21 protein-coding genes are annotated in these 24,704 nt (G+C 74.1%); 5 read left to right on the top strand and 16 right to left on the bottom strand.

What is annotated here, in order from left to right:
• Positions 1 to 71: 71 nt before the first annotated feature.
• Positions 72 to 1,865: a glycosyltransferase gene (locus tag IH26_RS0109965; RefSeq protein WP_030435855.1), complete on the bottom strand. Its 1,794-nt coding sequence runs from the start codon at positions 1,863 to 1,865 to the stop codon at positions 72 to 74.
• 112 nt (positions 1,866 to 1,977) lie between these two features.
• Here IH26_RS0109965 and IH26_RS0109960 point away from each other — a divergent pair, with 112 nt between their 5' ends.
• Entirely contained in the window at positions 1,978 to 5,211 is a 3,234-nt protein-coding gene (locus IH26_RS0109960; protein WP_030435854.1) for a hypothetical protein, read from the top strand.
• Here the strand turns inward: IH26_RS0109960 and IH26_RS55730 are convergent.
• From IH26_RS55730 to IH26_RS0109920, 8 genes are all read right to left on the bottom strand, one after another.
• Positions 5,208 to 5,858, bottom strand: coding sequence for a hypothetical protein (locus tag IH26_RS55730; protein WP_051807883.1), 651 nt, complete (start codon positions 5,856 to 5,858; stop codon positions 5,208 to 5,210). The genes IH26_RS0109960 and IH26_RS55730 overlap by 4 nt on opposite strands.
• Positions 5,855 to 6,427 carry an RNA polymerase sigma factor gene (locus IH26_RS0109950; RefSeq protein ID WP_030435852.1) on the bottom strand — a complete coding sequence of 191 codons (573 nt, stop codon included), beginning with the start codon at positions 6,425 to 6,427 and terminating at the stop codon, positions 5,855 to 5,857. The genes IH26_RS55730 and IH26_RS0109950 overlap by 4 nt, the downstream gene beginning before the upstream one ends.
• Positions 6,428 to 6,439: 12 nt before the next feature.
• Positions 6,440 to 7,375: an LLM class flavin-dependent oxidoreductase gene (locus tag IH26_RS0109945; RefSeq protein ID WP_063763671.1), complete on the bottom strand. Its 936-nt coding sequence runs from the start codon at positions 7,373 to 7,375 to the stop codon at positions 6,440 to 6,442.
• Positions 7,372 to 8,046 carry a hypothetical protein gene (locus IH26_RS0109940; RefSeq protein ID WP_030435850.1) on the bottom strand — a complete coding sequence of 225 codons (675 nt, stop codon included), beginning with the start codon at positions 8,044 to 8,046 and terminating at the stop codon, positions 7,372 to 7,374. The genes IH26_RS0109945 and IH26_RS0109940 overlap by 4 nt, the downstream gene beginning before the upstream one ends.
• A gap of 48 nt (positions 8,047 to 8,094) precedes the next feature.
• Positions 8,095 to 9,120, bottom strand: a complete 1,026-nt coding sequence (locus tag IH26_RS0109935) for an alpha/beta fold hydrolase (protein ID WP_030435849.1) — start codon at positions 9,118 to 9,120, stop codon at positions 8,095 to 8,097.
• A gap of 82 nt (positions 9,121 to 9,202) precedes the next feature.
• Complete coding sequence (locus tag IH26_RS0109930) at positions 9,203 to 11,083, bottom strand: sialidase family protein (RefSeq protein WP_030435848.1); 1,881 nt, start codon at positions 11,081 to 11,083, stop codon at positions 9,203 to 9,205.
• A 214-nt stretch (positions 11,084 to 11,297) separates the two neighbouring features.
• Positions 11,298 to 12,710, bottom strand: coding sequence for a sialidase family protein (locus IH26_RS0109925; RefSeq protein WP_030435847.1), 1,413 nt, complete (start codon positions 12,708 to 12,710; stop codon positions 11,298 to 11,300).
• Between the two features lie 203 nt (positions 12,711 to 12,913).
• Positions 12,914 to 13,138, bottom strand: a complete 225-nt coding sequence (locus tag IH26_RS0109920) for a hypothetical protein (protein ID WP_030435846.1) — start codon at positions 13,136 to 13,138, stop codon at positions 12,914 to 12,916.
• Positions 13,139 to 13,280: 142 nt separating this feature from the next.
• Here IH26_RS0109920 and IH26_RS0109915 point away from each other — a divergent pair, with 142 nt between their 5' ends.
• Together IH26_RS0109915 and IH26_RS57815 are read left to right on the top strand one after the other, a co-directional pair.
• Positions 13,281 to 14,387: a sensor histidine kinase gene (locus IH26_RS0109915; protein ID WP_051807876.1), complete on the top strand. Its 1,107-nt coding sequence runs from the start codon at positions 13,281 to 13,283 to the stop codon at positions 14,385 to 14,387.
• Positions 14,384 to 15,043, top strand: coding sequence for a response regulator (locus tag IH26_RS57815; RefSeq protein WP_030435844.1), 660 nt, complete (start codon positions 14,384 to 14,386; stop codon positions 15,041 to 15,043). The genes IH26_RS0109915 and IH26_RS57815 overlap by 4 nt, the downstream gene beginning before the upstream one ends.
• Here the strand turns inward: IH26_RS57815 and IH26_RS0109905 are convergent.
• Positions 14,928 to 17,015, bottom strand: a complete 2,088-nt coding sequence (locus tag IH26_RS0109905; RefSeq protein WP_034214479.1) for an MMPL family transporter — start codon at positions 17,013 to 17,015, stop codon at positions 14,928 to 14,930. The genes IH26_RS57815 and IH26_RS0109905 overlap by 116 nt on opposite strands.
• 109 nt (positions 17,016 to 17,124) lie before the next feature.
• The gene (locus tag IH26_RS0109900; RefSeq protein WP_245665079.1) at positions 17,125 to 19,203 is read right to left on the bottom strand and encodes an ATP-binding protein; all 2,079 of its coding nucleotides are present in this window, start codon (positions 19,201 to 19,203) and stop codon (positions 17,125 to 17,127) included.
• Positions 19,204 to 19,357: 154 nt separating this feature from the next.
• Between IH26_RS0109900 and IH26_RS0109895 the strand changes: the two genes are divergently transcribed.
• Positions 19,358 to 19,783 (top strand): iron chaperone, encoded by a 426-nt coding sequence (locus IH26_RS0109895; protein ID WP_030435842.1) that lies wholly within the window; start codon positions 19,358 to 19,360, stop codon positions 19,781 to 19,783.
• On the opposite strand, the gene IH26_RS0109890 is transcribed toward IH26_RS0109895, so the two are convergent.
• The 4 genes from IH26_RS0109890 to IH26_RS0109875 all read right to left on the bottom strand — a co-directional run bounded on the left by IH26_RS0109890 (position 19,780) and on the right by IH26_RS0109875 (position 23,088).
• Positions 19,780 to 20,418, bottom strand: a complete 639-nt coding sequence (locus IH26_RS0109890; RefSeq protein ID WP_030435841.1) for a response regulator transcription factor — start codon at positions 20,416 to 20,418, stop codon at positions 19,780 to 19,782. The genes IH26_RS0109895 and IH26_RS0109890 overlap by 4 nt on opposite strands.
• Positions 20,415 to 21,542, bottom strand: a complete 1,128-nt coding sequence (locus tag IH26_RS0109885; protein ID WP_030435840.1) for a sensor histidine kinase — start codon at positions 21,540 to 21,542, stop codon at positions 20,415 to 20,417. The genes IH26_RS0109890 and IH26_RS0109885 overlap by 4 nt, the downstream gene beginning before the upstream one ends.
• Before the next feature lie 4 nt (positions 21,543 to 21,546).
• Positions 21,547 to 22,038, bottom strand: coding sequence for a hypothetical protein (locus tag IH26_RS0109880; protein ID WP_030435839.1), 492 nt, complete (start codon positions 22,036 to 22,038; stop codon positions 21,547 to 21,549).
• A 99-nt stretch (positions 22,039 to 22,137) separates the two neighbouring features.
• Positions 22,138 to 23,088 (bottom strand): hypothetical protein, encoded by a 951-nt coding sequence (locus IH26_RS0109875; RefSeq protein ID WP_157437141.1) that lies wholly within the window; start codon positions 23,086 to 23,088, stop codon positions 22,138 to 22,140.
• A 121-nt stretch (positions 23,089 to 23,209) separates the two neighbouring features.
• On the opposite strand from IH26_RS0109875, the gene IH26_RS0109870 reads away from it, so the two are divergent.
• The gene (locus IH26_RS0109870) at positions 23,210 to 23,614 is read left to right on the top strand and encodes an NUDIX domain-containing protein (RefSeq protein WP_030435837.1); all 405 of its coding nucleotides are present in this window, start codon (positions 23,210 to 23,212) and stop codon (positions 23,612 to 23,614) included.
• A 60-nt stretch (positions 23,615 to 23,674) separates the two neighbouring features.
• On the opposite strand, the gene IH26_RS0109865 is transcribed toward IH26_RS0109870, so the two are convergent.
• Positions 23,675 to 24,628: a beta-ketoacyl-ACP synthase 3 gene (locus IH26_RS0109865; protein ID WP_030435836.1), complete on the bottom strand. Its 954-nt coding sequence runs from the start codon at positions 24,626 to 24,628 to the stop codon at positions 23,675 to 23,677.
• Positions 24,629 to 24,704: the final 76 nt, after the last annotated feature.

Genomic DNA, 24,704 nt, shown 5'->3' with positions numbered 1-24,704 from the left:
TCGTAGTGGTCGAGCGCGGCAGGGTCGAAGTGGCCCCCGCGCGGCTAGACCCGGGCCCACCCTCCAGGAAATTACGAGGCGGCACGCGTGATCAGGTCGTGCATGCTGCGCCGGGCCATCTCCATCCGGATGGTCCGGTCGCTGCGCGGGTCGGTGGTGGCCGGCACGATCGGCTCGCCGACCACGATCACCATGGTCGGCTTGCGGCGGACCAGCCGGCGCAGTCCGCGCGGGGGCGTGAAGCGGATCGACAGCGGCACGACCGGCACCCGGGCCTGCGCGGCCAGGTGGAACGCCCCGCGCTTGAAGTCGCGCAGGCCGGTGTCGTACGGCACGAGTTCGCCCTCGGGGAAGAAGTGCACGATCCGCCCCTCGGCCAGGAAGAGCGAAAGTTCCGAGAAGAACAACGGCAGACCAGCGGTCGTACGCGGCACCGCCACCCCGCCGAGCAGCCGCACCAGCCAGCCGTACCAGGGATGGGTGAGGTTGAACCCCGCCGCCGTGAACACCACCCGCCGGGGGAACATGGCCAGCGCGACCAGCACGCTGTCCAGGAGGTGCACGTGGTTGCAGACGGTCAGCGCCCCGCCCCGGGGCAGCCGGCTCTTGCCCTCGCTGCGCACGCCGAGGACCACCCGCGTCCACAGGAACAGCAGCGGCACCGCCACCCCGTAGTAGAAGAACGTGGCCAGCATCCGGTAGAGCCGGTTCGCGTACCCGGCCGGAACCTCCGGCGCCGCGCCGGCCCGCTGATAGACCCGTTCGATCGCCTTGGCGCTGCGGTCGACCGCATAGAGCCGGCCGTACCGGGCGTACGTCTCGGAAGCGCTCGCCAGCCCGGCCGGATCGTCGATCCATTCGTCGATCCGCGCGGCCAGCGACGACGGATCCCCGGCGTGGAACAGGTTGCGCGGCTCGAGCGCGAATTGGCTCGTCGCGCTGCGCCGGCTGTCGGAGATGACCGGGACCAGGCCGCAGGAGAACGCCTCCAGGCAGGCCATCCCCTCGATCTCGATGTCCGAGGCGTGCACGTAGAGGTCGCAGTCGTGAATCAGGCCGATCAGCTGGTCCCGGTCGTAGGAGCCGAAGGTCGGCGGGTTCGGCAGCCGCGCGCCCAGCCGGCGCAGCCGTTTCTCGGCCGGCCCGCGCCCGGCGATGTGCAGCTCGATGTCTGCCGCGTGCCGGGACCGGCGCACCGCCCGGATCAGCACGTCCTGCCGTTTCTCCGGCGAGAGGCGGCCGGCCATCAGGATGCGGAACGGCCGGCCCGGCGGCCGTTCCCCGGAAAGCGGCCGGAAATTCTCGTCCACGCCGTTCGAGACGACGTGCAGCCGGGCGCGGTATCCGTGCTGCCGCAACTGCGCCGCGATGAACGTCGACGGGCAGTGGATGTCCGCGAACCGCCGGTAGAACAGCACCCGCATCAGGAGGTACACGAAATGCGCGGCCGGCCGGAACCAGCCCAGCCCGACGTTGTACGTGATGTTCTCCGGCTGGATGTGGAAGGCCGCGATCGCCGGCACCCCGAGTTGCCGCGCCGTCCGCTCGGCCGCCCGCCCCAGCGCCCACGGCTGGTAGATGTGCACCACGTCGGCGTCCTGGATCGCCTTGGTCAGCACCTCCCGGACCGGTTTGGCGAACAGCGTGCTCTGCCGGTGCGCGAACCGGCTGGCGATCGGCACCACCAATTCCGGGACCCAGTGCATCTCGAGGTTGCTTTCCGGGCCGCCGGCCTCGGGATTTCCGCAAGCCACCACGCGTACGGTGTGTCCACGCGCGACAAGCGCGGTGGCGAAGCGTTCAGCCGAGACCGTGGTGCCGTTGTTGTGCACGCCGAACGTGTCGATGACCAAAGTGACGATCACGGCCGCGGGCCCCTGTGCATGCGCATGCAACCATCTCCCTGATGATCCGCACGCTAGCCCTCCCGTATCGGTGGGTCAATGCCGATAAAGCGGGTCCTGCCAGAATGTGCGCGTGCTCTCCGCCACACGCCACCTGCTGACTTCCCTGGATCCGCTGGCGCACCGCGAGCGGCTGCGCCGGCTGGCCGGCTGGGCGCGCACCGCCCCCGACCGCGCCGAGGTCTGCGCCGACCTGCGCGGCCTCGGCGGGTACGAGCGGCACCTGGCCCTGATCGCATCGATGGTGGTGCGCGACGACGCCGGGTTCGAGGCCGCGCTGGCCGACCCGCGGCCCTCGGTCCGGGCCGCGGCGCTGAGCGCGGCCGCCCGGGCCGGCCTGCTCGGCCGGGTGCGGCCCGACCTGTCGGCGATGGAGCGGCGGCGGGTCTACCGGCAGCTGCGCCGGCTGCGCGCGCCGGAGAGCGCGGACGCCCTGATCGGCTGGGTCCACGCGGAGTTCGGCGACGAGGCGGGGGCCCTGCTGCCCGCGTGTGGCGAGGCGGTGGTGCGGGCGCTGCTGCCCGAGCTGGAGCACGCGATCGACGCCGAGTCGGTCATGCGGCGGCACCCGGGCGTGTTCCTCGAGCGGACCGGGGCGCGGCTGGCCACGGCCGGCCCGGAGGACCGCGAGCGGATCTGGGACCAGGTGGGTTACCCGCTGCTCGACGGCGACCCGCCGGCCGTCCTCGACCTGCTCGGCCGGTACGCGCCGCGGACCCGGCTGCCCGGCAGCCTGACCGCCTATGGCCGGCTGGCCGCGCACGACCCGCAACGCGTCCTGGAGTTGCTCACGGCGCCGGACCGCGCCGCGTGGATCGCCCGGGCCGCCCTGCCGCCGGCCCTGCTGCGCCGGCTGGCGGTTCTCCCGGTCGACCGGCTCGTACGGCTCGCCAGGATCATCCGGATCAATGACGGCACGTTGGCGGCGCTGCTCGACGCGGTCCCGCCGGCCCGGCGCGGAGCGCTCTACGACGGCGCGCTGGGCGACGTGAACACGGCCGAGAAGATGCCGTCCACCGAGGTCATGGACGTCCTGCCGGAGGCGCTCCGGATCCGGGAGGCGACCCGCGTGCTGCGCCTGCCGAAGGTACGCGAGAGCGAGGACGACACCCGGTGGTGGAGTTCCTTCCTGGCCTGGCCGGAGGCGTCGGCCGCGCTGGCCGAGGCGCTGCGGTCGGGCGCTGCCGGCGAGCGTGGCCAGGCGTACCGCATGCTGGTTTCCGCGGCCCGGCTCTCCCGCGACCCGCAGGTGATCGCCGAGCTGGTGGACCGGCTCGGCCGGCTGCGCAACGAGCAGGACCCGGTGCGCTCGACGGCTCTGACCGCGCTCCGGTCGGCCGCCCGGCTGCTCAGCGCGGCGTGCGCGCCCGCGCTGACCCGGATCACCACCGACGCGGTCGAGGCGCGGGACGGATCGTTCGCGACGACCGCCGCGCTCAGCTCGCTCGCCGCGGACACGCTGCAGCACCACGTCGACGTCCCGGAGCTGCGCGAATGGGCGCTGCTCACGATCGACCTGGTCGGCTCGACCGCGCAGGCGCCGGTCCTGCGCCGCTTCGACACGGTGCTGCGTCGTGGGCAGGAGGCGCTGGTCTTCGACCGGTTGAGCGGCTGGGTGACCGGCGCGCTGGAGCGCGGCCACTACGGGCCGCTGTTCGCGCTGACCGGGGCGCTGGGCAAGCGCGCCTGGCGGGTGCCCGGGCTGCAGGAGCTGCTGCTGCGCGCGACCACCCCGCGGAACCCGGAGTGGGCGGCCCACCGGGCGATCGAGCTGTGGCTCGCGAACCCGCGCGGCCGCGGCGACCGGGTGGCCCGGCTCCTCGCGGCGGACCGGACGACCGTGACGATCCCGATCGTCTGGCAGACGCTCTGTGCGGCCCGCACCGACCTGCTCGACCTGGTGCTCGACCACCCGCCGCGCGGCCGGTTCGTCGCCGATCATCTGCGCTGGGTGCCCCACTGGACGCTGTACGCCGAGCGGTGGCTGCCCCGGCAGCACGCCGCCTACCTGCGGCTGCAGGAACGGGCGGCGGCCGACACCGGGGCCGGCCCGCGGCCGCGCGCCGTCGCGATCCGGGCCGCCGCGCCGATCCCCGAGCTGGGCCGCGAGCTGGTGCTGCGCTATGTGGACTCGCCGGACGTGGTGCTGGCCGAGGCGGCGCTGAGCGCGCTGGTGTGGATCGACCGGCCGGCCGAGATGCTGCCGCTGCTGCTGTCGCACGCCGGCGACGACCGGGCCCGGGTGGCGCTGTACGCGGCCGGCCGGGCCGTCCGGTTCCTGCCGCCGTCGCGGGTGCCGGCCCTGCTGCTGCCGGTGCTGCTCGATCCCGGCGCCAAGGTGACCAGCCGGAAGGCGGTGGCGCGGCTGATCGCCCGGTACGGTCCGCCCGGGGTCATGGGGGAGTTGCTCGACGCGTACGCGGATCCGCAGGCCCACCGGGACGTCCGCGCCGCGATCGTGGCCGCCGCCCGGCTCCGGCTGGACACGGCGGCGAGCTGGTCGATCCTGGACACGGCGCGGCACGGCAGCCGGGAGGAGTGCCGCGCGGTGCTGGCCGCCGACGTCTCGACGGTGGCCGTGCGGCACCGGCCGCGCTACGCGGCGCTGATCGTCGAGGCCTGCCGCGCCGACGACCGCGAGGTGCGCCGGACGGCGTTCCAGCGGGTCGGCGGCTGGGCGCCCTGGGCCGGCGACCTCACCGAGCTGGTCGTGGGGCGGCTCGTCGACCTGGACGTGCGGACCGTCGATGTCGAGGTCGCGCAGCTGCTGCAGACGACCCGTGGACGCGGACTCGACCTGACCTTCGACCGGCTGGCCGCAGGCGGGCTCGGCGAGCCGGAGCGCCGGCGGATCGAGCTGCTGGCGAGCGGCGCGGCGAAGTGGTCCCGCGCCGCGCCGCTCGACACCGACCGCTCGGGCCCGGTGGCCGCGGCCCGGCAGTTGGCCACGCTCCCGTCGTTCGCCGGCACCGCCCTGCGGATGCTGGTCGCGCTGGGCCGGCTGGACAACCTCGACGAGCTCGCCGACCGGTGCGCCGGCCGGCCGCTGCTGGCCGTCCGGACCGCCGCCCTGGTCTCGGCCCGGACAACGGAGCTGCGGCACCGGATCGACGCCGGCTTCGCGCAGCCGGCGGTGCGGCGGCTGGCCGGGCGCGGCGACCTGGCCGGCGGCCTGTTCGCGGTCGCGCTGACCCGGCCGGGCGTCAGCTTCGGCTGGTCCGCTCCCTGGCGCGGCCTGCTGCTGCAGCTGCGCGAGCACCCCGACCCGGATGTCCGGGAGGAGGCGTACTCGGTCGATCTGACCTAGGTGCCCTTGGTCTTCTTGGGCTTGTGCGACTTCTTGACCTTGCCGGTGGGGGAGGTGGTCGGTTTCGCCGCCGCGCAGTACGCCGCGATCTTGTCGGCCCCGCCCGCGGCGGCCGTGAGGTCCTTGCGGTCGCGGCCGTTCATCGGGTGCCCGCCCTCCTCGGCCGTCCACCAGGCCACGCACCAGTCGTTGTTCGCCGGGCCGGCGGTGGTGGGCACGGGCGTCGGCGACGGCGTGACGCGCGTGGGCCTCGGCGGGGACGAAACGGGCGGGGACGAAACGGGCGAGGCGGGCGAAACGGGGGAGGTCGGAGAAGTATGCGAAGGTGGCGAGGCGAAGAGGCCGTGCCGCGTCGCCAGCGCCGTCCCACCCGCGATGAGCAGGGCCAGCCCCGCCACGATGGCCACGATCGTGGTCCGCACCGGCCCGCGTCGCTTCCGGCTCGCCGCCCGGCGCCGCTCCGCTGCCATCGCGGCCGCCATCCCCGCCTCGCCGCGCAACTCGGCGGCCGACCCCGGCGCCCGTACCGCCGCCAGCAGGTGGTCGAGCCCCGGACTCTCCGACCCGGCCGGATCGCCCGCGACCAGCCGGTCCGCCTCGTGCAGCGCGGCCCGGCGGTCCCTGATCGCCCGCAGTATCGTCCTCACCCCGTCACCCCGCCGCGGTATCCGGCCCGCTCGCGGACCTGCGGGTCACCGGCCAGCCGGCGCAGCCCGCGCATCGTGGCGATCCGCACCGCGCCCCGGCGTTTGCCCAGCACCTTGGCGGTGTCGGCGACGTCCAGCCCGGCCACGATCCGCAGCATCACCGCCTCGGCCTGGTCGGTCGGCAGCGCCGCCACCCGGCCCAGCGCCCACGCCGTCTCGGCGCCCTCGATCACCTCGGCGGCGGCGTCCCGGCCGCTCCCGGCGGGCTCGACCACCTCGACCGGCTCCTCCCGGCGGCGGCCGGCCCGGCGCAGCTCGTCGATGCCGCGATGCCGGGCGATCCGGAACAGCCAGCCGCGGAACTCGCCCGGCCCGCCGGTGAACCGGTCGAGATCCCGGGCGACCTGCAGCCACGTCTCGGACGCGGCGTCCTCGGCCGCCTCCCCGGCGACCACCCGCAGGTAGCGCAGCACGGCCGGGTGCAGTGCGCGCCAGAGGACGGCGAAGCCGCGCTCGTCGCCGCGGCGGGCGGTGAGGAGCGCGGCGGCGAGTTCGTCATCCGTCGGCAACAGCAGAGCACGTTACCGCGCGGGCGCGGCGGCGTGCAGGGTGGCCTCGACGGCGGGCCAGGGCAGGCCGGGCGGCAACCCGACCAGCGTGATGTCGGCCGTCTCGTCCCAGCGCTCCAGCGCCTGCCGGACCGTCGACTCCGTCCCGTACGCGGTGAACTCGCCGAGCAACGCCTCCGCCCCGGCCGGCACCGTCCGGGTGGCCCGGACCAGCTCCACCTCGGCCGCGAGCCCCTGCTCGGCCACCAGGCGGGGATAGATGTCGCCCATCGCGCCCAGGTACCCGGCGGTGCAGGCGGCCACCGCCGCCCGGGCCGCCCCGGCGTCCGGGTCGACCACGGTGAACGGCCCGGCCGCGACGGTGACCGGCCGGGCGAAGCCGGCCGCGACCTTGCGGATCCGCTCCCGGCGCAGGTAGATCGGGTACCAGCCGTCGGCCAGGTCGGCGGCCACCCCGACGGTCCGCTCACCGGCCGCGGCCAGCCAGATCGGCACGTCCGGCGCGGGCGGCTGGCCGAGGCGCAGCGCCCGGGCCGCCGGCGTCACCGACGGCCGGGCCCGTTCCCCGGCCAGCAGCCCGCGCACCTGGGTGGTGACCTCGCGCAGGCGAGCGGCCGGCCGCTCGTACGCGACGTCGTGCCACCCCTCCACCAGCTGGCGCGTGCTCGCCCCCAGACCGAGCACGAACCGGCCGCCGGAGAGCCGGTGCAGCGTCGCGGCGGTCATCGCGATCGTCGCCGGGGACCGCCCCCACACCGAGAGGACACCGGCCATCAACCTGATCCGCCGGGTGGACACGGCCAGCTCGGCCAGCACGACCGCGGCGTCCAGCCCCCACCCCTCGGCCACCGAGAACACCTCGTAGCCGAGCTCGTCGGCGAGCCGGGCGGCGCGCACGATGACGTCGCCGCGGGTCTCCATCGGCGTGATCGCGATGCCGCGCCTCATCGGAGCGTGATCCAGGTCTGCCGGGAGAAGCCGTGCAGCGTCCCCTCCCGCGAGTACAGGGCGGTTCCGGCGGTCAGCTTCCGGCCGTCGACCTCGCCAAGCCAGCCGACCAGGATGTACGCGTTCTCCGCCGCGCTCGGCAGCGACACCCGCGCCGCCATCCGGCCGAGCACGGCCGGCCGGTCGGTCTTGCCCAGGTGCATCGCCGCCCAGCCGCCCGGGCAGTCCAGCGCCGCCCAGGCGTCCTCGGTGGTGACCGGCTTGCCGGGATACCAGACCGCGGCGAGCAGGTCGCGCCCGAAGACCGGGCCGGGGAAGATCCGCAGGGCGGCCGGGTCGCTGCGGTCGGTCCCACAACCCACACATTTGGCGTACGGGTGGGAGCGCAGCCCGGGGAAGTCCGCGGTGGCGGCCAGCGCCTCGGCGAAGGTCGGCGGCTCCGGCGACTCGTCGGTCAACCGGGTGCTGACGCCCTCGGCGACCGGCTCGTCCCCGGCGTACAGGGCCATCCCGGCGCCGCTCGGGGCGATCCGCAGCTCGGTGCCGAGCGGCACCGGCTTGCGCAGGGTGACCTCGGCGTCGGCGTGCAGGTGCCCGGCGAGCAGGCCGCAGGCGTAACCGCCCTGGCAGGCGCCGGGCGGGCCCTCCAGGGCGGGATCGATGATCGGCATGCCCCGACGCTAACTTTCCCGCGGGGGCCGCCGAATCGGTGGCCTTACCTATCTCGGCGCCGGGAGACTACCTATCCGGGCCCAGACCGCGATCTGCGTCCGCGCCCGTACGCCCAATTTGCCCCGGATGTGCTCGACGTGCGCGTCGATCGTGCGCACCGACAGGACCAGTCGCTTGGCGATCTCGGCGTTGGTCAGCCCGTCCGCGATCAGGTCGGCCACCTCGAACTCCCGCTCGGTCAGCGGCCCGTCGGCGGCGGCCGGCCGGGGCGCCTCGCCCAGGAACGACCGGACCGTCACTGCCGCGGCCTCCCCGCCGACCGCGTAGATCGGCTGCGCCCGGCCCTCGAAGGCGGCCAGCTGCGCGCCCGGGATCAGCGCGGCCATCTCCCGGCCCAGCTCGAACGGGATGGCCCGGCTGCCCCGCCGGTGCGCGACCAGGGTCGGCACCCGGATCGCCGGCAGCAGGTCGGTGACGTCGAACCGGTAGAACATCTCGAGCAGCTCGGCAGCCATCTCGGCGGTCGCCGCGGACCGCTGCATGCGGGCGAACATGCCGGTCACCTCGGCCGGCGCGTCCGGGAACCAGATGTCGGCCAGCACCCGCGAGCCCAGCCCCCAGTGCGCCCGGACCAGGGCCGGGACCGAGTGCCGTACGCCGGGCGGGGCGAGATCGGCGCCGCGGGCACAGCTGCCGTAGACGATCAGCCGGGTCACCGCGTCCGGGTTGCTCGCCGCATACGCCGCCGCGACCTGCCCGCCGTCGCACGTGCCGAACAGCGCGAACCGCTCCAGCCCGAGGTGCCCGACCAGCGCCTTGACCACGGTCAGCTCGGACTCCAGGGTGAAGTCGTCGCGGGCCCGGTCGGACAGCCCGCAGCCGAGCTTGTCGAACCGGATCACGGTGTGCCCCTCGGACAGCGCCTCGAAGAACCGCCGGTGCGAGGGGTCGTCCCACATCATGCCCAGGTGCGAGACCCAGCCGGGCAGGCACAGCAGTGGCGGCCCGCTGCCGGTCACCGCGTACGCGACCCGGCCCGCCGGCGTGCCGGCGAAGCGCACAACCTGCCTCATCCGCCCAGCATGACACGCCGGTCAACGGGGTCGCTGTCGCCGGCGCGACCGCGGAGCGGCGGCCGCGCCGGCGATCGGGGCGCTACGTGATCGGTACGCCGACGGTGTAGATGTCCTGGTCGTTGGCGACCGAGGCGTTGGTCGCGCCGCCCTGGCACACCTTCGGCGGTGTCGTGGTGGTTCCGGTGCCGGGGCACCGGAACAGGTCGACCGGCCGGGTGTCCGACCAGACCGGATACGCGGTGCGGTTGGTCGCCGCGACGCCCGCGTAGTCGCCGTAGAACGTGCCGTTGAACTGGGTCGGCGGCGGCATGCTCGACGAGGTGGCCCGGTCGTGCCGGAAGGTCGACGCGTTCCGGGACTGCGACACGGTGATGTCCGAGAACCCGGTGTTGTTGTCCGAGCCGTACTGCCGGTCGTAGTAGCTGACCACCAGCGCGCCGTTGGGCGTGTAGGCGGCGCCCTGGAAGAACTGGTCGCTGCGCGCCTGGCCGCTCGCCGTGGTCACCACCGGCGCCGTACGGGCATCGGAGCTGCCGAAACTGGCCCCGCTGTTGGTCGACACCGACAGCAGGATGTCGTTGTTGCAGGTCGTCTTGACGCCGGTGTACAGGTTGGTCGCGGCCGCCGAGAAGCCCGCCGGGGTGCAGCCGGTCGTCTCGTTGGAGTTGCGGTTGAGGTACGAGCCGTAGGTCACCACGACCCGGTTCGGGTGGGTGGGATCGACCGCGCCGATCGGGTAGTTGGTGGCCCGGAAGATCGAGTTGAACGACGGGCCCTTCTCCGGGATGCAGGCGCGGCCTGGGTCGGCGCCGTTCTGGTAGGTCGCGCAGTCCGGCAGGTCGTTGTAGTAGCCGACCCGCACCGGCGGGCTGAAGCTGGCGCCGCCGTCGGTGGACTTGGACAGCAGCATCTGGTTGCGGTTCTCCGGCGCGACCACCGCGTTGTTGAAGTTCGCGTACGTCACGTAGAGGGTGCCGTCGGGCGCGGTGAACGGCTGGGAGAACTGGTTGGTGTTGCAGGTGCCCTGCGGCGTCGGCAGGCCCATCGTGTTGTCACACAGCGCGCTGGTCGAGCTCACCAGCACGGGCGCGCTGAAGGTCTCGCCGTAGTCGGCCGAGTGCGCCTCGTAGATGTAGGACGTGCCGTCGGCGGCGAACGTCGTCCAGGTCACGTAGACCCGGTCCCGGAACGGGCTGGTCCTGCTGGCGTCGACGGTGAGCAGCTGCTTGTCCAGCAGGAAGTCGCCGGCGCCGGCGACGTCGTTGTGCTCGACCACCGGGCGGCCCGGGAAGTTCCAGGACGCGCCGTTCGTCCCGGTGGACCGGAACACGTAGAACGCGCTGGACTGGTCGGGGTTGGCCGAGGCGACCAGGCCACGCATGAAGGTCTGGCAGGAGAGGTACGCGTTGCCGCGGGTGTCCCAGGCGACCGAGGTGTCCCCGCCGGCCTGCCAGTACTGCCGGGCGCCGCCGAACGCGGTGCCCCGGGTGAAGCCGTTGGGGGTGGTGGCGTCCGCCCAGGTCTTGCCGGCGTTCTGCGAGTACGACACCCCGCAGGTCCCGTCGCCGCGCCGGTAGTCGTTGTAGCTGGAGATCACGTGGTTGGCGTCGTTCGGGTCGACCGCCGCCCAGGTCTCGTTCTGCGCCTGCGCCCGGCCCTGCAGGTCGGGATCGGAGAGGTTCAGGCAGTTCTGGTTGACCTTGACGTTGTTGCCGAAGTGGTCGGCGCAGGTCGCGGTGGTGGACCTGAACGTCCCGGCCGGCGCCGCCTGCCGCGCGGCCGCCTGCACGCCGCTCAGTTCGGAGGTGAGAAGTCCGGAGGCGAGCCGCTTCTGGATGGTGTTGAGCTGCGCGTAGCCGAACGGCGCCGCGGCCGCGGTCGAACCGCTCACCACATTCAGGGTGAGGGCGACCAGGGAACCGGCCGCCAGGAAAGCGATGGTACGTCGCAATCGCGTCATGAAATGAGCCCCCTTGCTCGAAGATCGCGATTTCTGCGGACAATGATCGACGCTGGTCCACCATTGGTGCTGGTCAATGCGTCGACCCATTTAGGCGTACGTCGAAACAGCCTCTTTCATGTGTCTCTCATCTGGCCTGCCCTAACCTGCCCGGCGTGCGGATCGCGCCGGCACCCCCCGTTGCCGGCGTGCTCCGCGTCAGCGCGAGGACGGGCTATCGGGCTGTGGTCCGGACGGCCCCGGCCCGGGCGGCCGGTGCGGCCGCGGCGGCGGCCGCGCCGGCAGCGGTGTTCGTCCCACCGGTGACGGCGAGGCCGCCGGTCGGCACCGACATGGCGAGGTGCAGCGTGCTGCCGGTGGGCGCGGTGGCGACCGCGAGGACCGGGTAGGCGTTCCCGCCGTTGAACACCGAGGTGGAGATGTAGTCGCCGTACATCCGCCCCTGCGACGTGTTCGGGATCCAGGTCAGCGGCATCGGCCCGGCCAACTGGGTCGCGGTGCTCCACGAGGCGCCGCCGTTGGTGGAGGAGATGAAGCCGACGTCGAGGACGCAGGTCGCCGCGGTGCACGACGCGGTCGGGTAGAAGTAGTACGTCATCCCGATCCGCGCGGACGTGCCGGAGGTGGAGCGGTCCACCCCGATGCCCGGCGTGAAATGGTCGACCGTGCTGGTGGTGGCGTCGATCGGCACCCGGGTCGGCGCGGCCCAGGTCGTCTCGCTGGTCGACTTGGCGAGCACGACGTCGTTGCTCGGGCAGCCGCTGCGGAACCGGCAGTCCGACCAGCTGACGTAGACCGTGCCGGCGGCGTCAACCTCCGCGCTGGGCAGCGCCTCCTCACGCAGGCCGCCGTTCGCGTCGTGGTGGCTGATGGTCGCGACCTGGACGGTGGAGTTCCATGACGCGCCACCGTTGGTGCTGCGGAACGAGCGGATCGTGTCGGCCAGCGACAGGTACGGCACGACGACGTGGCCGTTGGGCAGGACGACCGGCTGCCCGCCGAGGCCGGTGTGGCTGCCGCCCGGCGCCAGCGCCGCGCCCCAGGTGGCGCCGCCGTTGGTGGAGGTCCGCATCCGGATCGAGTCGCCGGCGCTGGTGATGTCGTACTCGGTGTAGCAGTTGCCGAAGAACGCGCTGGTCGACGTGTTGTCGCAGACGATCCAGTTCTTGTCGTTCGCGCCGGTCGCGGTGGTCACCGGGTTGGACCAGGTCAGGCCGCCGTCGGTGGAGCGGCTGGTCAGCACGTTCACGGTCGAGCCGCTGATGCCGAGGCTGGAGATGAGCCAGACGTTGTGCTTGGCGTCGAAGGCCACCGAGGCGTCGCTGGCCTGCCCGAAGGTGCCGCCGCCGTTGGTGGTGATGCCGGGCAGGAAGCCGTTGGTCCAGGTGGCGCCGCCGTCGCCGGAGCGCGCCCAGCCGATGTTCGAGGAGCCGCCGCCGGAGACCCGGCCGACCTGGAACGCCGAGACGATGGTGCTGCCGAATGCGAAGGTGTCCGGTTCCACCTCGCTCTGGTGCTGCGCCTGCGCGTCCGTGTACGGGTCGGTGCTGACCTGGGTCAGCGCCACGTTGGCCGCCGCCGGTGCGGCGGCCATCAGCACGACCGCCGCCACGGCCGGAACGGCCACCGCGACACGTAGCAAAGAGGATCTTGGATGCATGGGTGACACCGCCTCTTCGGGCTGGCCGATGGCGGTCAGGGGTTTGCGGCCGCCCTTGCCGGTGTTACCAGAAGCCCATGCACCCGTAAATGCAACTCCATGGATATGTCCGGGAGTGCCATTGTGCTCACCGGCCGCAAGAGGATCTCGGCCGGTGAGCCAGAAGTGACCTATTGGGCGACCTTCGCCATTTCCCGGATAGCGATCGCAGCCCGGACGAAGGTGTTGTCGGCGAGATCGGTGATCGTCTCGATGCCGAAGGCCAGCCGCAGCCCCTCGGCCTGCTCCGGGCTGATCCCGGACAGGGCGGTGGTGGGCGCGTTGGCCAGATCGGTGATCGAGCTGTTCTGGAAGTCCGGAGTGAGGACGGCGTCGAGGTTCACGGTGACGGGCATGAGCTGGTTCCTCCCGTGGTCGTCGCGGCCCGGCCCTCCGTGGCCGGGCCCGCCCCTCGATGCTGTCATCTACGTCCACTGTTGACACGGGATACGTCGTCGCGATGATGCCCGGCGGGCCGCCGCTGCGTAGGGTCGGCTCGTGGACGTTACCGCGTGGTGGGCCACGGTCACCGGCGGCGGCGAGCGGGCGGCGCCGACCGTCGACGCGTCGCTGGCGGCGCTGCTGGGCGTCCTGGCCGCGCTGGGCGCGCGGGAGTCCGCCGGAGATCATGGCATGCGGCTGGGCGCGGCCGGTTTCGCTCTGGTGGTGGTCGCGGCCGCGGCGCTCGCCGTACGCCGGCGGTGGCCGCTCGCCGCGCTGGGCGTCTCGGTCGCCGCCACGCTCGGTCATCTCGCCCTCGGCTACCCGTACAGCTCGATCCTGCAACTGGCCGCGGTCGCCGCGTATTCGGCCGGCGCCTGGCGCGCCCCGCGAGTCTCCGGCGCGGCGGTGCTCGCCGCGGTGGTGGTGACGCTGCCGGCCGCCTCGGCCACCGGCCGGCTCGTCCTGCTGCCGGCCGCCTGGCTGGTCGCGCCGTGGCTGGCCGGGGTCGCCGTGCGGGCCTACCGCGGCGCCGCCCGCCGGGCCGCCGAGGCCGAGGAGCGCCAGCGCCAGTACCGGGAACGCCTGCTGTTCGCCCAGGAGGTGCACGACGTGGTGGGCCACAGCCTCGCGGTGATCAACCTGCAGGCCGGGGTCGCGCTGCACGTGCTGGACCGCCGGCCGGAACGGGCCGCCGAGGCGCTGCGGGCCATGCGTCAGGCCAGCGACCAGGCGCTGCGCGAGCTGCGCGCGACCCTCGAACCGCTGGACGAGCCGCCCGCCGGACTGGCGCGCGTGGCCGACCTGGTCGAGGCGGTCAACCACGGCGGGCTGCACGCGACCCTGCTGATCGCCGGCGCCCGGCCGCAGGTCCCGCCCGCGGTGGAGGTGGCCGGTTATCGCATCGTCCGGGAGGCACTGACCAATGTGGTGCGGCACGCGGCGGCCGAGCGGGCGACCGTACGCCTCGACTACGCGCCGGAGTCGGTGACCGTGACGGTCAGCGACGAGGGGAAGGGCCCGGCCGGCCCGATCGCCGAGGGGCGCGGGCTGGCCGGGATGCGGGAGCGGGCCGGCGCGGTGGGCGGTACCCTGGCCGCCGGCCCCCGGGCTGCGGGCGGTTTCGAGGTACGCGCCGAGCTACCGCTGCGGAGTGCCCGGTGATCAGCCTGGTCGTGGTCGACGACCAGCCGCTGGTCCGGATGGGACTGCGGATGCTGGTCGAGGACGAGGACGGCATCGACCTGGTCGGCGAGGCCGCGGACGGGCCCGCCGGGCTGGCCCTCATCCGCCGGCACCGGCCCCGGGTGGCGCTGCTCGACGTGCGGATGCCCGGGCTCGACGGGATCGAGGTGCTGCGCCGGGTCACCGCCGACCCGGAGCTGACCGGCACCCGGGTGATCGTCCTGACCAGCTTCGACGTGGACGAGTACATCTTCGATGCGCTGCGCGCCGGCGCGTCCGGCTTCCTGCTCAAGAGCGCCGAGCCGGCCGAGATGCTGCACGCCGTCCGGGTGGTGGCGGCCGGCGAGGCGCTGCTCTCCCCGGCGGTGACCCGGCGGGTGATCGGCCGCTTCGCCGGGCCGGCCGGTGGCCGGGACGCCCCGGCGCCGCAACTGGCCGCGCTGACCGAGCGGGAGCGGGAGGTCGTCGGCTGGGTGGCCGCCGGGCTGTCCAACGACGAGATCGCCCGGCGGCTGGTGCTCAGCCCGGCCACGGTGCGGACCCACCTGAACCGCGCGATGACGAAGCTGCACGCCCGGGACCGGGCTCAGCTGGTGGTGTTCGCGTACCAGGGCGGTCTGCCGATTCCCGGCTGAGCCGGCCCGGCCACCACAGCCGCGGGCCGGCGTCGATCGCCGCGGCCGGCACCAGCACCGTTCGCACGACGAAGGCGTCGAGCAGCACGCCGATCGCCACCAGCAGGCCGAGCTGGATGTTCAGCACCACCGGCGTGATCGTGAGCACCAGGAACGTCGCGGCCAGCACCAGCGCGGCGCTGGTGATCACGCCGCCGGTGGCGTCCAGCGCACGCGCGAGGCCGCCGTCCTGCCGGGCGCGGAGGACCAGGAAGATCGTGTAGTCGACGCCGAGCGCGACCAGGAAGACGAAGCCCAGCGTCAGCACGGTCGGGTCGGTACGCGGGAAGCCGAGCGCGTGGAAGACCAGCGTGCCGAGGCCGAGCGCGGCGGCCGCCGAGAGCAGGGCGCAGCCGAGCAGCAGCAGCGGCGCGAGCACGGCCCGCAGCATGGCGCCCAGCGCGAGCGCGACCAGCACGCTGATCAGCGGCACGAGCACCAGAAGGTCCCGGTTCATCGCGCGGTTCTGGTCGAGCAGGGCGGCGGCGGTCCCGCCGACGATCGGGTCGCCGGTGGCCGACCGCAGCCGCTCGACGGTGCGCTGCGCGGCCGTGCTGGTCGGCGGGTCGGCGAGGACGACGGGGATCCGCGCCCAGGAGCCGTCCGGCGCGAGCTCGGCCGGCCCCGCCCCGGCCACCCCGGGCGTGGAGCGGGCGGCGGCGGTCAGCCGGACGGCGTCGGCCGGCGCGCCGTAGAGGAGGGCCGGGGCCGCGGCGCCGGCCGGGAAGTGGCCGGCGAGCAGCCGCTGCCCGGTCACCGACTCCGGCTCGCGGGTGAAGTTGTCCCCGCCGGCCAGGCCGCCCAGGCGCAGGAACACGCTGCCCAGGGACGCGACGAGCAGCAGCGCCGCGGTCAGCACCCAGGTGCGGCGCGGCCGGCGCTCGACGGCCCGGCGCTTGCGCGGCGCGCTCGGGGCGCTCGGCACGGGATCCGGCCGCGGGATGCGCGGCCAGAAGATCCAGCGGCCGAGGAGCACCAGCAGCGCGGGCAGCAGGGTGGTCATCACGGCCAGCGCGGCGACCACCGCCACCGCGGCGACCGGCCCGAGCCCGCGGGTCGAGTTCATGCTGGCCGCGCCGAGCGCCAGCGACGCGAGCCCCATCGTGCCGGCCGCGGCGAGCACGGTGGGCGCGGTTCTCCGCAGCGCCCGGGCCATCGCGGCGTACCGGTCCGGCTCCGCCCGCAGCTCCTCCCGGTAGCGGGAGATGAGCAGCAGCGCGTAGTCGGTGCCGAGGCCGAACACCAGCACGATCATGAGGATGAAGCTGGACCCGGACACCACCGCGCCGGCCCGGCCAGCCAGGTAGACCCCGCCCTGGGCGACCGCGACCGCGACGCCCACGCAGGCGAGCGGCACCAGCGGCAGCAGCGGGCTGCGATAGGTGAACAGCAGCACCAGCACGACCACCCCGGCGGCGGCCAGCGTCAGCGCCCCGTCGGCCTGCCCGTTCGCGGCCGCCGCGTCGGCCCGGGACGCCGCGGCACCGGTCACCTGCACAGTCAGCCCGGCTGGTAACCCGTCGGCGACCAGCGCGCGGGCCCGGGCCACCACCGCGTCCACCTCGCCACTGTCCAACCGGGACCGGTTCACCGGCACGGTCAGCGTGACCGCCCGACGGTCGGCGGACTCGGCCGGCCCGGCCACCGGCCCGTCGCCGATCGCGGCCAGCCCGGCCCGATCCCGGTCGACCGCCGCGAGATCGGCCGGAGTGAGCCCGTCGTCCCGGACGTAGACGGCGACCAGCGGCGCGCCGTCGCCGCCGGGGAAGGCGGCCCGCTCCACCGTGACCGCCCGGGTCGAGCCCGCGTTCGCGGGCATCCAGTTCGTCTCGTCGTTGTCCTGCACGTCCCCGATCCGCCCGGCCAGCCAGCCGAACAGGCCGAAGAGCACCACCCAGATCGCCAGCACCGCGCCCACGCGTCGTCCGCGCATCGGCCGCCTCCCGCCCTCGTCGACATCCGAGGTGAGGCTCCCGGCCCGGGGTGGTCGCGCACATCCGGCACGGCGATGACTCGCCGGGAAGCGCTCCGGCGTACCCCGGCTACCGCGCCATGCGCTCCAGCGTCTCGGCGTACGCCCGGCGGCAGTCCGCTTCGAGTTGCGCCTCGGCGAGCGGTTCGAGCAGTTCCAGGGCCCGCCGATGCCGAGCCAGGGCCTCGTCGAAGCGGCCGGCCTCGCGCAGCGCGATGCCCAGGCAGCTGTGGCACCACGCCTGCTGGTGCGGCAGGTCGTTCTCCTCGGCCAGCCGGAGCGCCTCGTCCAGGAAGGACCGATCCTCGGCGAGACCGAGGGTGACCAGTCCGGGGATCCGGGCCGGCCCCTCGGCGAGAGCGAGCGACGCGCGGGCGAGTTCGGCGGCGGCGGAACGGTCGCCCAGATGCAGCGTCGCCCACCCGTCGAAGGCCAGCGCCTGCGCCTGCCCGGCCCGGTTCCCGTCCCGCTCGAAGAGCTCGCGGGCGCGCCGGAATTCGTCCCGCGCCGGCGCGAACTCGCCCAGATCGCGCCGCACGAACCCGATGCGCAAGGCCAGGGCGGCGCTGGGTTCCGCCCGCTGATACGCCGCGAGCGCCTCGGCGAGCCGCCCGGCCGCGGCCAGGGCGAAACCGAGATCCGACAGCAGCGCGGACCGTTCCCGATCCCGGCCCAGCCGCCCGGCCGCCTCCGCCGCGGCGGCCAGCATGCGGGTCTGGTCGTCGGTGCCGCGATGCCGGAAGAACCAGACCCGCATCGCCCCCGGCAACCCGGCCACCACCTCGTCGGCCCCCAGCCGCACGGCCGCGTCGAAGGCGGCGACCAGGTTGACGTACTCGAGGTCGAACCACGCCATGGCCGCCGCCGGGTCGCCCGCCGCCGGCCGGGGGCGCTGCGGCGCGGGCAGGATCCGGTCGTACGCGATCGCCTGCGCCAGGTAATGGTCGAGCGCCCGGCGCAGGGCGTCACCCGGCCGGGTCTCCTCCTCGGCGGCCAGGTCGGCCGCGTACCGCCGGATCAGGTCGTGCATCCGGTAGCGGCCCGGTGACGTCTCCTGCACCAGGTGCGCGTCGACCAGCTCCTCCAGCATCTCGCCGGCCGGCTGCCCGGCGAGCGCGGTCGCCGGGCCGGTGTCGAAGTCGGCGCCCGGCAGCAGGCCGAGCAGCCGGAACAGCCGCCGCCGGGCGGGGTCGAGCTGCTGCAGCGACATGCCGAACACCGCGTCGAACCGGCCGGCGTTGTCCCGCAACCGCTCGGCCAGCACCGCGACCGTCCATCCCGGACGGTGCCGCAGCCGCGCTCCCGCCATCCGCAGGGCCAGGGGCAATCCGCCGCACTCGCGCAGCACGTCGCCGACCGCGTCGTCGGTGCGGCTGAGCCCGGCGGCCCGGCCGAAGAGCGTCGCCGCGTCCGCGTCGGCCAGCGGCGCGAGCGACACCGGCGGCGCCGCCTCCAGGCTGACCAGGCGGTTGCGGCTGGTCACCAGGACGGCCGACTTGCCGGCGCCGGGCAGCAGCGGGCGCACCTGCTCGGCGTCGGCCGCGTTGTCGAGCACGACGAGCACGCGCCGCCGGGACAGCTCCGATCGCCACAGCGCGGCCCGCTCGCCCGCATCGGCCGGCGGATGGTTCACCTCCAGCCCGGCCAGCAGCCGCGCCAGCGCCGCCGACGGGTCGAGGGGCTCCTGACCCGGCGTAAAACCCTGCAAATCCAAGTACCGACCACCATCCGGGTACGCCGAGGCCAGGCGATGGGCCACGTGCAGCGCCAGGCTGGTCTTCCCGACGCCCGCCATCCCGTCGACGGTGGCCGCCCCGGCCGTCCGCAGCAACTCCTCGACCCGGGCGCACTCGTCCTCCCGCCCGGTGAAGTCGAACAGGTCGGCGGGCAGGTCGTTGCGGCGCGGCGGGGCGGCCGGCCCGGCCTGCGCGGCCTCCGTCCACACCGCCCGCAGCGGCCGGGGATCGCGCCGCACCACCCGGCAGAGCGCGACGACCGCCTCCCACGGCGGCACCAGCCGGCCGGTCAGGTAGCGGGACAGCGACGAGCTGCTGAGCCCGGCGTCCCGGGCGAGCGCGCGCAGGCTGAGCCCGCTCAGCTCCTTGATCTGGGCGAGCTGGGCCACCAGTCGCTCCCGCGGGCCGGACACGTGCACCACCGTATCGTCCCGCCCCACGATGCCGTATCTCTCGCAGGAAGGCGCAGGTCAGAGCCGTTGCCGCTGTCCCACGCTGTCCCACGGGGGAGGCGTCGCGGCCCGCGGCGATGGTCGGATCTCTCTCGTGAGCAAGGGAGAGACAAGCATGGCTACCACCACCCGCAAGAGCACCGCCCGTTTCACCGAGGCCGAGCGCGGCGCGATGCAGGAGCGCAACCGGGAGCTCAAGGCCGGCAAGGGCGACACCGAGGCCGAGGTGCTCGAGAAGCTGGCCGCGATGCCGCCGGTCGACCGCCGCCTCGGCGAGCGGCTGCACGAGCTGATCAAGGAGACCGCGCCCGAGCTCATCCCGAAGACCTGGTACGGCATGCCCGCGTACTACCGGAACGGCAAGATGATCTGCTTCTTCCAGTCGGCCGCCAAGTTCAAGGCCCGGTACGCGACGCTCGGCTTCAGCGACAACGCCAACCTGGACGACGGCGCGATGTGGCCGGCGTACTACGCGCTGACCGAGCTCACCCCGCAGACCGAGGCGCGGGTCGCCGCCCTCCTGAAGCAGGCGCTCGGTTAGTCGGAGCGGCCGGCGGCGATCGCGGCCGCGTGGGCGCGGTCGCGGGCGCCGAGCTTTGCGAAGATCGAGTTGATGTAGCTCTTCACGGTGGCAACGCTCAGGAACAGGTCGGCGGCGATCCGGGCGTTGTTGTGGCCGAGCGTGATCGCCTCCAGCACGTCGGCCTCGCGGGCGGTCAGCGCCGGGAAGCGCTCGCGCAGGCCGGGCCGGGGCGCGGCGGTGGTGAAGCCCTGGACCAGCCGGTCGGCGATCTCCTTGGCGAAGGTGGCCTGCCCGGCGGCGACCGAGCGGACCGCGGCGGCCAGCTCGGCCCGGCCGGCGTCCTTGGTCAGATAGCCGCGGGCGCCGGCGCGAAGGGCACCGGCGAGCGACTCGTCGTCGGCGTACGTGGTCAGCACCAGCACCGCCGTGCCGGGCGCCTCGGCCACGATCCGGGCGGTCGCGCCGGTGCCGTCCAGCCGGGGCATCCGCAGGTCCATCAGCACCACGTCCGGCCGCAGCTCGGCAGTGAGCCGCACCGCCTCCTCGCCGTCGGCGGCCGCGCCGACCACCTCGACGCCCTCGGCGAGGCCCAGAAGCGTGACCAGACCATCGCGTACGGTCGCTTGGTCGTCCGCCACCAGCACCCGGATCATGCCGGCCCACCCGGCAGCCGCAGCACGACCTCGAACGGCGGGCCGGTGCGCACGGTCATGGTGCCGCCCGCCGCGCTCACCCGCTCCCGCATCCCGGCCAGCCCGTGGCCGCCGCCGGGGGAAACGTGGCTCCGCGCGGTGCCGCCGGGGGTCGAGGCGGTGACGGTCAGCATGTTGTCGTCCCAATCCAGATCCAGGGTCGTGGGCGCGCCGGGGGAGTGCCGCCGGGCGTTGGTGAGGATCTCCTGCACCGCCCGGCGCACCGCGACCCGGCCGGCGCCACTGAGCACGCCCCGGTCGGCGTCGCCGCGCACGGCCACCTGGCCGCCGATCGACCGGTGGGTGGCGGCCAGCCCGGCGACCACCTGGGAGATCGGCTCGTCCGGCTCGCGCAGCGCGGTGACCGCCTGCTTCGCCTCGGCCAGCCCGGAGACGGCGAGCTTGCGGGCGGCCTGCACCCGGTCGCGGGCCTCGACGGCCCGGCCCGACTCGAGCAGCGCGTCCACCGCCTCCAGCTGGATCACCAGGCCACCGAGCGAGTGGGCGAGCACGTCGTGCAGGTCGCGGGCGATCCGGGAGCGCTCGGTCAGGCCGGCGACCTGGGCGCGCTCCTGCTCGACCGCGATCCGCTCCTCGAGCAGTTCCCGGGACTGCTCGTCGGCCAGCCGGACCTGCCGCCGGCTCAGCCCGCCGAGCGTGCAGAACAGCAGCAACGCCATGACGCTGAGCAGGACGCCGCGCGGGGCCGGGTCGATCAGCACGGCCATCCCGATCAGGACGACCGAGCCGATGACCGCCCCGCCGAGCACCCGCAGCGGGATGGCCGGGGTGCGGGCGAGCAGGAGGATGCCGACCACGGCGGGCACGAAACCGATCACGTCGGTGGTGGCGCCGGCCAGCGAGCCGCCGGCGATCATCCCCAGACCGAGGACGGCCCGGACGCGTACGCGGGCCTCGGGAACCAGCGCCACGACCGCCCAGAGCGCCCAGGCCGCCCAGGCCGCCACCGTCAGCCCGGCCGGCGCGTCGCGCAGCGACCGCCGGGCCAGGTCGAACCCCACCACGACGATGCCGACCAGGTTGAGGGCGACCGGCCAGGTGCGCCGGGCCGGGATACCGAACACGAGGCTATTTTCCCGCGGCGGCGTACGCGCCGCGCGGCTGGCGCGCCGAGAGGACGAACGCGTTGGCGGCCCGGTTGATGGCCAGGACGAGCAGGATGCTGCCGGTGGAGATGGCCAGGTCGGAGCCCAGCTGGTGGCCGGCGGCGTCGAGCGCGACCCGCACCGCGATCAGGCCGAACCAGATGACGATGCCGGCCCAGCCGGTGCGGCTCTCCATCAGCCGCGGGTCGGCGGCCGACGGGCGGAACCGGGCGATCCGCCCCATCAGGGTGCCGGAGGCCAGCGCCGCCAAGCCGGACAGGATCAGGATCACCAGGTCGATCGGGTGGATCGTGACGTGCTGCCGGGCCAGCATGATGACGCCGGCGATGCCGAGGACGAGCGGCATCTTCCACATCCGGGCCGGGTCGACCGGCCGCCAGGAGAGCTGACGGGTGCAGAGGTACGCGATGACGGCGAGGCCGATGGCGATGTCGACGAGATAGCTCGAATTCATGCCTCGAGGATCGGCGGATTCGCCGCCGGCCGGCACCAACCACGGGTGGTAATGCGGGTGGGGTCAGGTGGTGTGCACCCGGTCGGCCCGGGTACCGCTTCAGCCGAGGTGGGGGTGGTGGGGGCCGCCCAGTTCGACGGAGATCGCGTCCACCAGCCTGCGGGCGGCGGTGCCGTCCGGCACTGACGGGTCGTCCTCGCCGGCTTCGGCGGCGGCGTCGTCCGCGATCGAGGCAGACTCGGTCAACTGGACGAGCAGGTCGGTCCAGCGGGGTCCGGTCAGCGTCATCCGGTCGCTGGTCCGGCCGATGTTGGTACCCGCGCGCAGCAGCCGCTGCTGACGGCTCGACAGGCGAACCGTGTAGTCGCGGTCGGGACGCAGGCCGAGCTCGGTCAAGGCCGCCAGACTCACGTCGCCCAGGCCGCGGTAGTCGACGGCGTCCGCGGACACCGTGAACTCGCACCAGGACGACCAGCGCAACTCCTCGTCCGGATCGGCGAACAAGGTCCGGCCGCCGGCCAGTTCCGCGAGGTCGTCCACCCGGGCCCGCCAGCGGTAGCTCCCGCCCGGCGCCAGGTCACCCGGACCGAACTCCAGGACCGGAGAACCGGACGAGCCGGTGGTACCGCTTCCGTCGAGCCGCTGGTACTGGTAGATCACCGCCTCGCCCGCCGTCGCCTTGGCCGACACGCTGGTCAATGCCGTGCGGACCACCGGCCGGCCAGGACCGGTGACACAACCCGCGTGGCCCACCGTCATCACCGGGACCGGCACCGGCCGAGTCGGTGCGGCCGGCGACCACAGCTTCGGATCGACCACCGTGCCGTCCGGCCGCTCGCAGCGCACCGCGACCGTGACCTGCCCCGCACCGCGATACTTGTCGGCGGCGGCCTGCGCGGTGCGCCGACACTGCGCATACAAGGCCGCGTCGTCGCCCGGAAAGGCTCGGGTGGGCGCCGATCCCGCCGCCGCGCACACGACCACGAGCGCCACGAACCCGGCCGGCCAGCGCAGAACGCTACGCGTACGCCCCGTACCAGCCAAAGCCACCTCCGACACCCGACGGCTACCTCTCATCGGCCTCCCCGTGCGGGACTCAAGAATTTACGGCATCGCCAACAAACGCCCGCACCGGTGGCACGCGGATCTCGAAGTAGGCAGAATCCCGTCCATGCCCGAGATCGTCACCGCGGCGCTGGTTCGCGAAGGTCAGGTCCTGCTCGTCCACCGAAGTCCGGATCGCCATGTCTACCCGGACGTGTGGGATCTGCCCGGCGGACATATCGACGCGGGCGAGACGGAACTGGCTGCGCTCGCCCGGGAGATGCGCGAGGAACTCGGCGTGCGGATAGCGACCGGCTCGGCAAGCTGCTTGTCTCGACTGGAGGTGGGCCGCGGAGAGCAGTCCGTGCGCATCAGCGCCTGGCTTGTCGACGAGTGGGAGGGGACACCGGCCAATGTCGCTCCCGATGAACACGACGAGGTTCGCTGGTTCCGGCTCGAACAGTTGCCGCCGCTCATCCACGAATCCGTACGCACGGCGTTGGTGGAAGCGATGCGGGGCGCCCGCGCCTGAGCTTCGACCAGGACGACTGACGAACCGTTCGGCCGGGATGGCGCGGACGTCCCGAGCGGGTCAGGGCAAGGTGACGACCTGGGCCGCGTACGAGAGGCCGGCGCCGAAGCCCACGAGCAGTGCGGGACCCGTCGTGTCGGGCAGGGCCGCCATTGCCTGGGGGATGGAGGCCGCGCCGGTGTTGCCGTTGGTCGTGATGTCGGTGGCGACCCGGACGTGCGGGCCGAGTCCCAGGGCCTTGGCGGCGACCGAGGTGATACGCAGGTTGGCCTGGTGGGGGATGAAGGCCGCGAGGTCGTCGGCGGAGATGCCCGCCGCGTCCAGCGCGCGCCTGGACAGGTCGGGGATGACGGAGGTCGCCCAGCGGAAGACCTCGGGGCCGGCCATGCGGAGGATGCCCGCCTCGTCGTACCGCAGCAGTTCGCTCTGGGAGCCGTCGGCGCCCCACACCACCGGGCCGATGCCGCAGGTCGGCGCCGGGCCGACGACGACCGCGCCCGCGCCGTCGCCGAAGAGGAATGCCGTGCCGCGGTCGCGCTCGTCGATGATGTCGGTCATACGCTCGGCGCCGACCAGGACCACGTAGTCGGCCGCGCCGCCGCGGACGAGGGCGTCGGCGGTCGCGAGTGCGTAGGGGAATCCGGCGCACGCCGCGCCCAGATCCATCGCGGCGGCCGCGGTGGCGCCCAGCGCGTCGGCCACCAGGGGTGCCGCGGTGGTCGCGCGGCCGCGGTGGGACATCGTCGCCACCAGGACGGCCGAGACGTCGTGCGGATCCACGCCGGCGCCGGCCAGGGCCTTGGAGGCGGCCGCCGCGGCCATCGTGACCAGGTCCTCGTCGGGTGCGGCGCGCCGGCGCGACTCGATGCCGCAGCGGCGGCGGATCCATTCGTCGCTCGAATCGATCAGGGCGGCGATCGCCTCGTTGCCCACCTCGGTCCGTGGGCGGTACGTGGCGACGCTCAGAATGCGCGACCCGGGGTGACCGGCGCGGCGCTGCAAAGGGTTGGCCATGGCCAGCAATCCAAGCATGCCCGGCTGGGTGCCGTCCGTTTGCTTTGTTCCTCGCCGGTAACCGGGATCACCGGAC

The organism is Actinoplanes subtropicus (assembly GCF_000721705.1).
In the GTDB taxonomy this organism is placed as follows: domain Bacteria; phylum Actinomycetota; class Actinomycetes; order Mycobacteriales; family Micromonosporaceae; genus Actinoplanes; species Actinoplanes subtropicus.
Note: the sequence above shows the minus strand (reverse complement) of the source record. Positions and strands in the feature narration are given on the sequence as shown.

Coding starts and splice junctions, on each gene's coding strand:
- IH26_RS0109940 (WP_030435850.1), bottom strand. CDS start 8,046: ATGCCGATCATCGATCCCGCCCTGGAGGGCCCGCCCGGCGCCTGCCAG.
- IH26_RS0109930 (WP_030435848.1), bottom strand. CDS start 11,083: ATGACGCGATTGCGACGTACCATCGCTTTCCTGGCGGCCGGTTCCCTG.
- IH26_RS0109935 (WP_030435849.1), bottom strand. CDS start 9,120: ATGAGGCAGGTTGTGCGCTTCGCCGGCACGCCGGCGGGCCGGGTCGCG.
- IH26_RS0109905 (WP_034214479.1), bottom strand. CDS start 17,015: ATGCGCGGACGACGCGTGGGCGCGGTGCTGGCGATCTGGGTGGTGCTC.
- IH26_RS0109920 (WP_030435846.1), bottom strand. CDS start 13,138: ATGCCCGTCACCGTGAACCTCGACGCCGTCCTCACTCCGGACTTCCAG.
- IH26_RS0109945 (WP_063763671.1), bottom strand. CDS start 7,375: ATGAGGCGCGGCATCGCGATCACGCCGATGGAGACCCGCGGCGACGTC.
- IH26_RS0109880 (WP_030435839.1), bottom strand. CDS start 22,038: ATGAATTCGAGCTATCTCGTCGACATCGCCATCGGCCTCGCCGTCATC.
- IH26_RS0109895 (WP_030435842.1), top strand. CDS start 19,358: ATGGCTACCACCACCCGCAAGAGCACCGCCCGTTTCACCGAGGCCGAG.
- IH26_RS0109870 (WP_030435837.1), top strand. CDS start 23,210: ATGCCCGAGATCGTCACCGCGGCGCTGGTTCGCGAAGGTCAGGTCCTG.
- IH26_RS0109890 (WP_030435841.1), bottom strand. CDS start 20,418: ATGATCCGGGTGCTGGTGGCGGACGACCAAGCGACCGTACGCGATGGT.
- IH26_RS0109865 (WP_030435836.1), bottom strand. CDS start 24,628: ATGGCCAACCCTTTGCAGCGCCGCGCCGGTCACCCCGGGTCGCGCATT.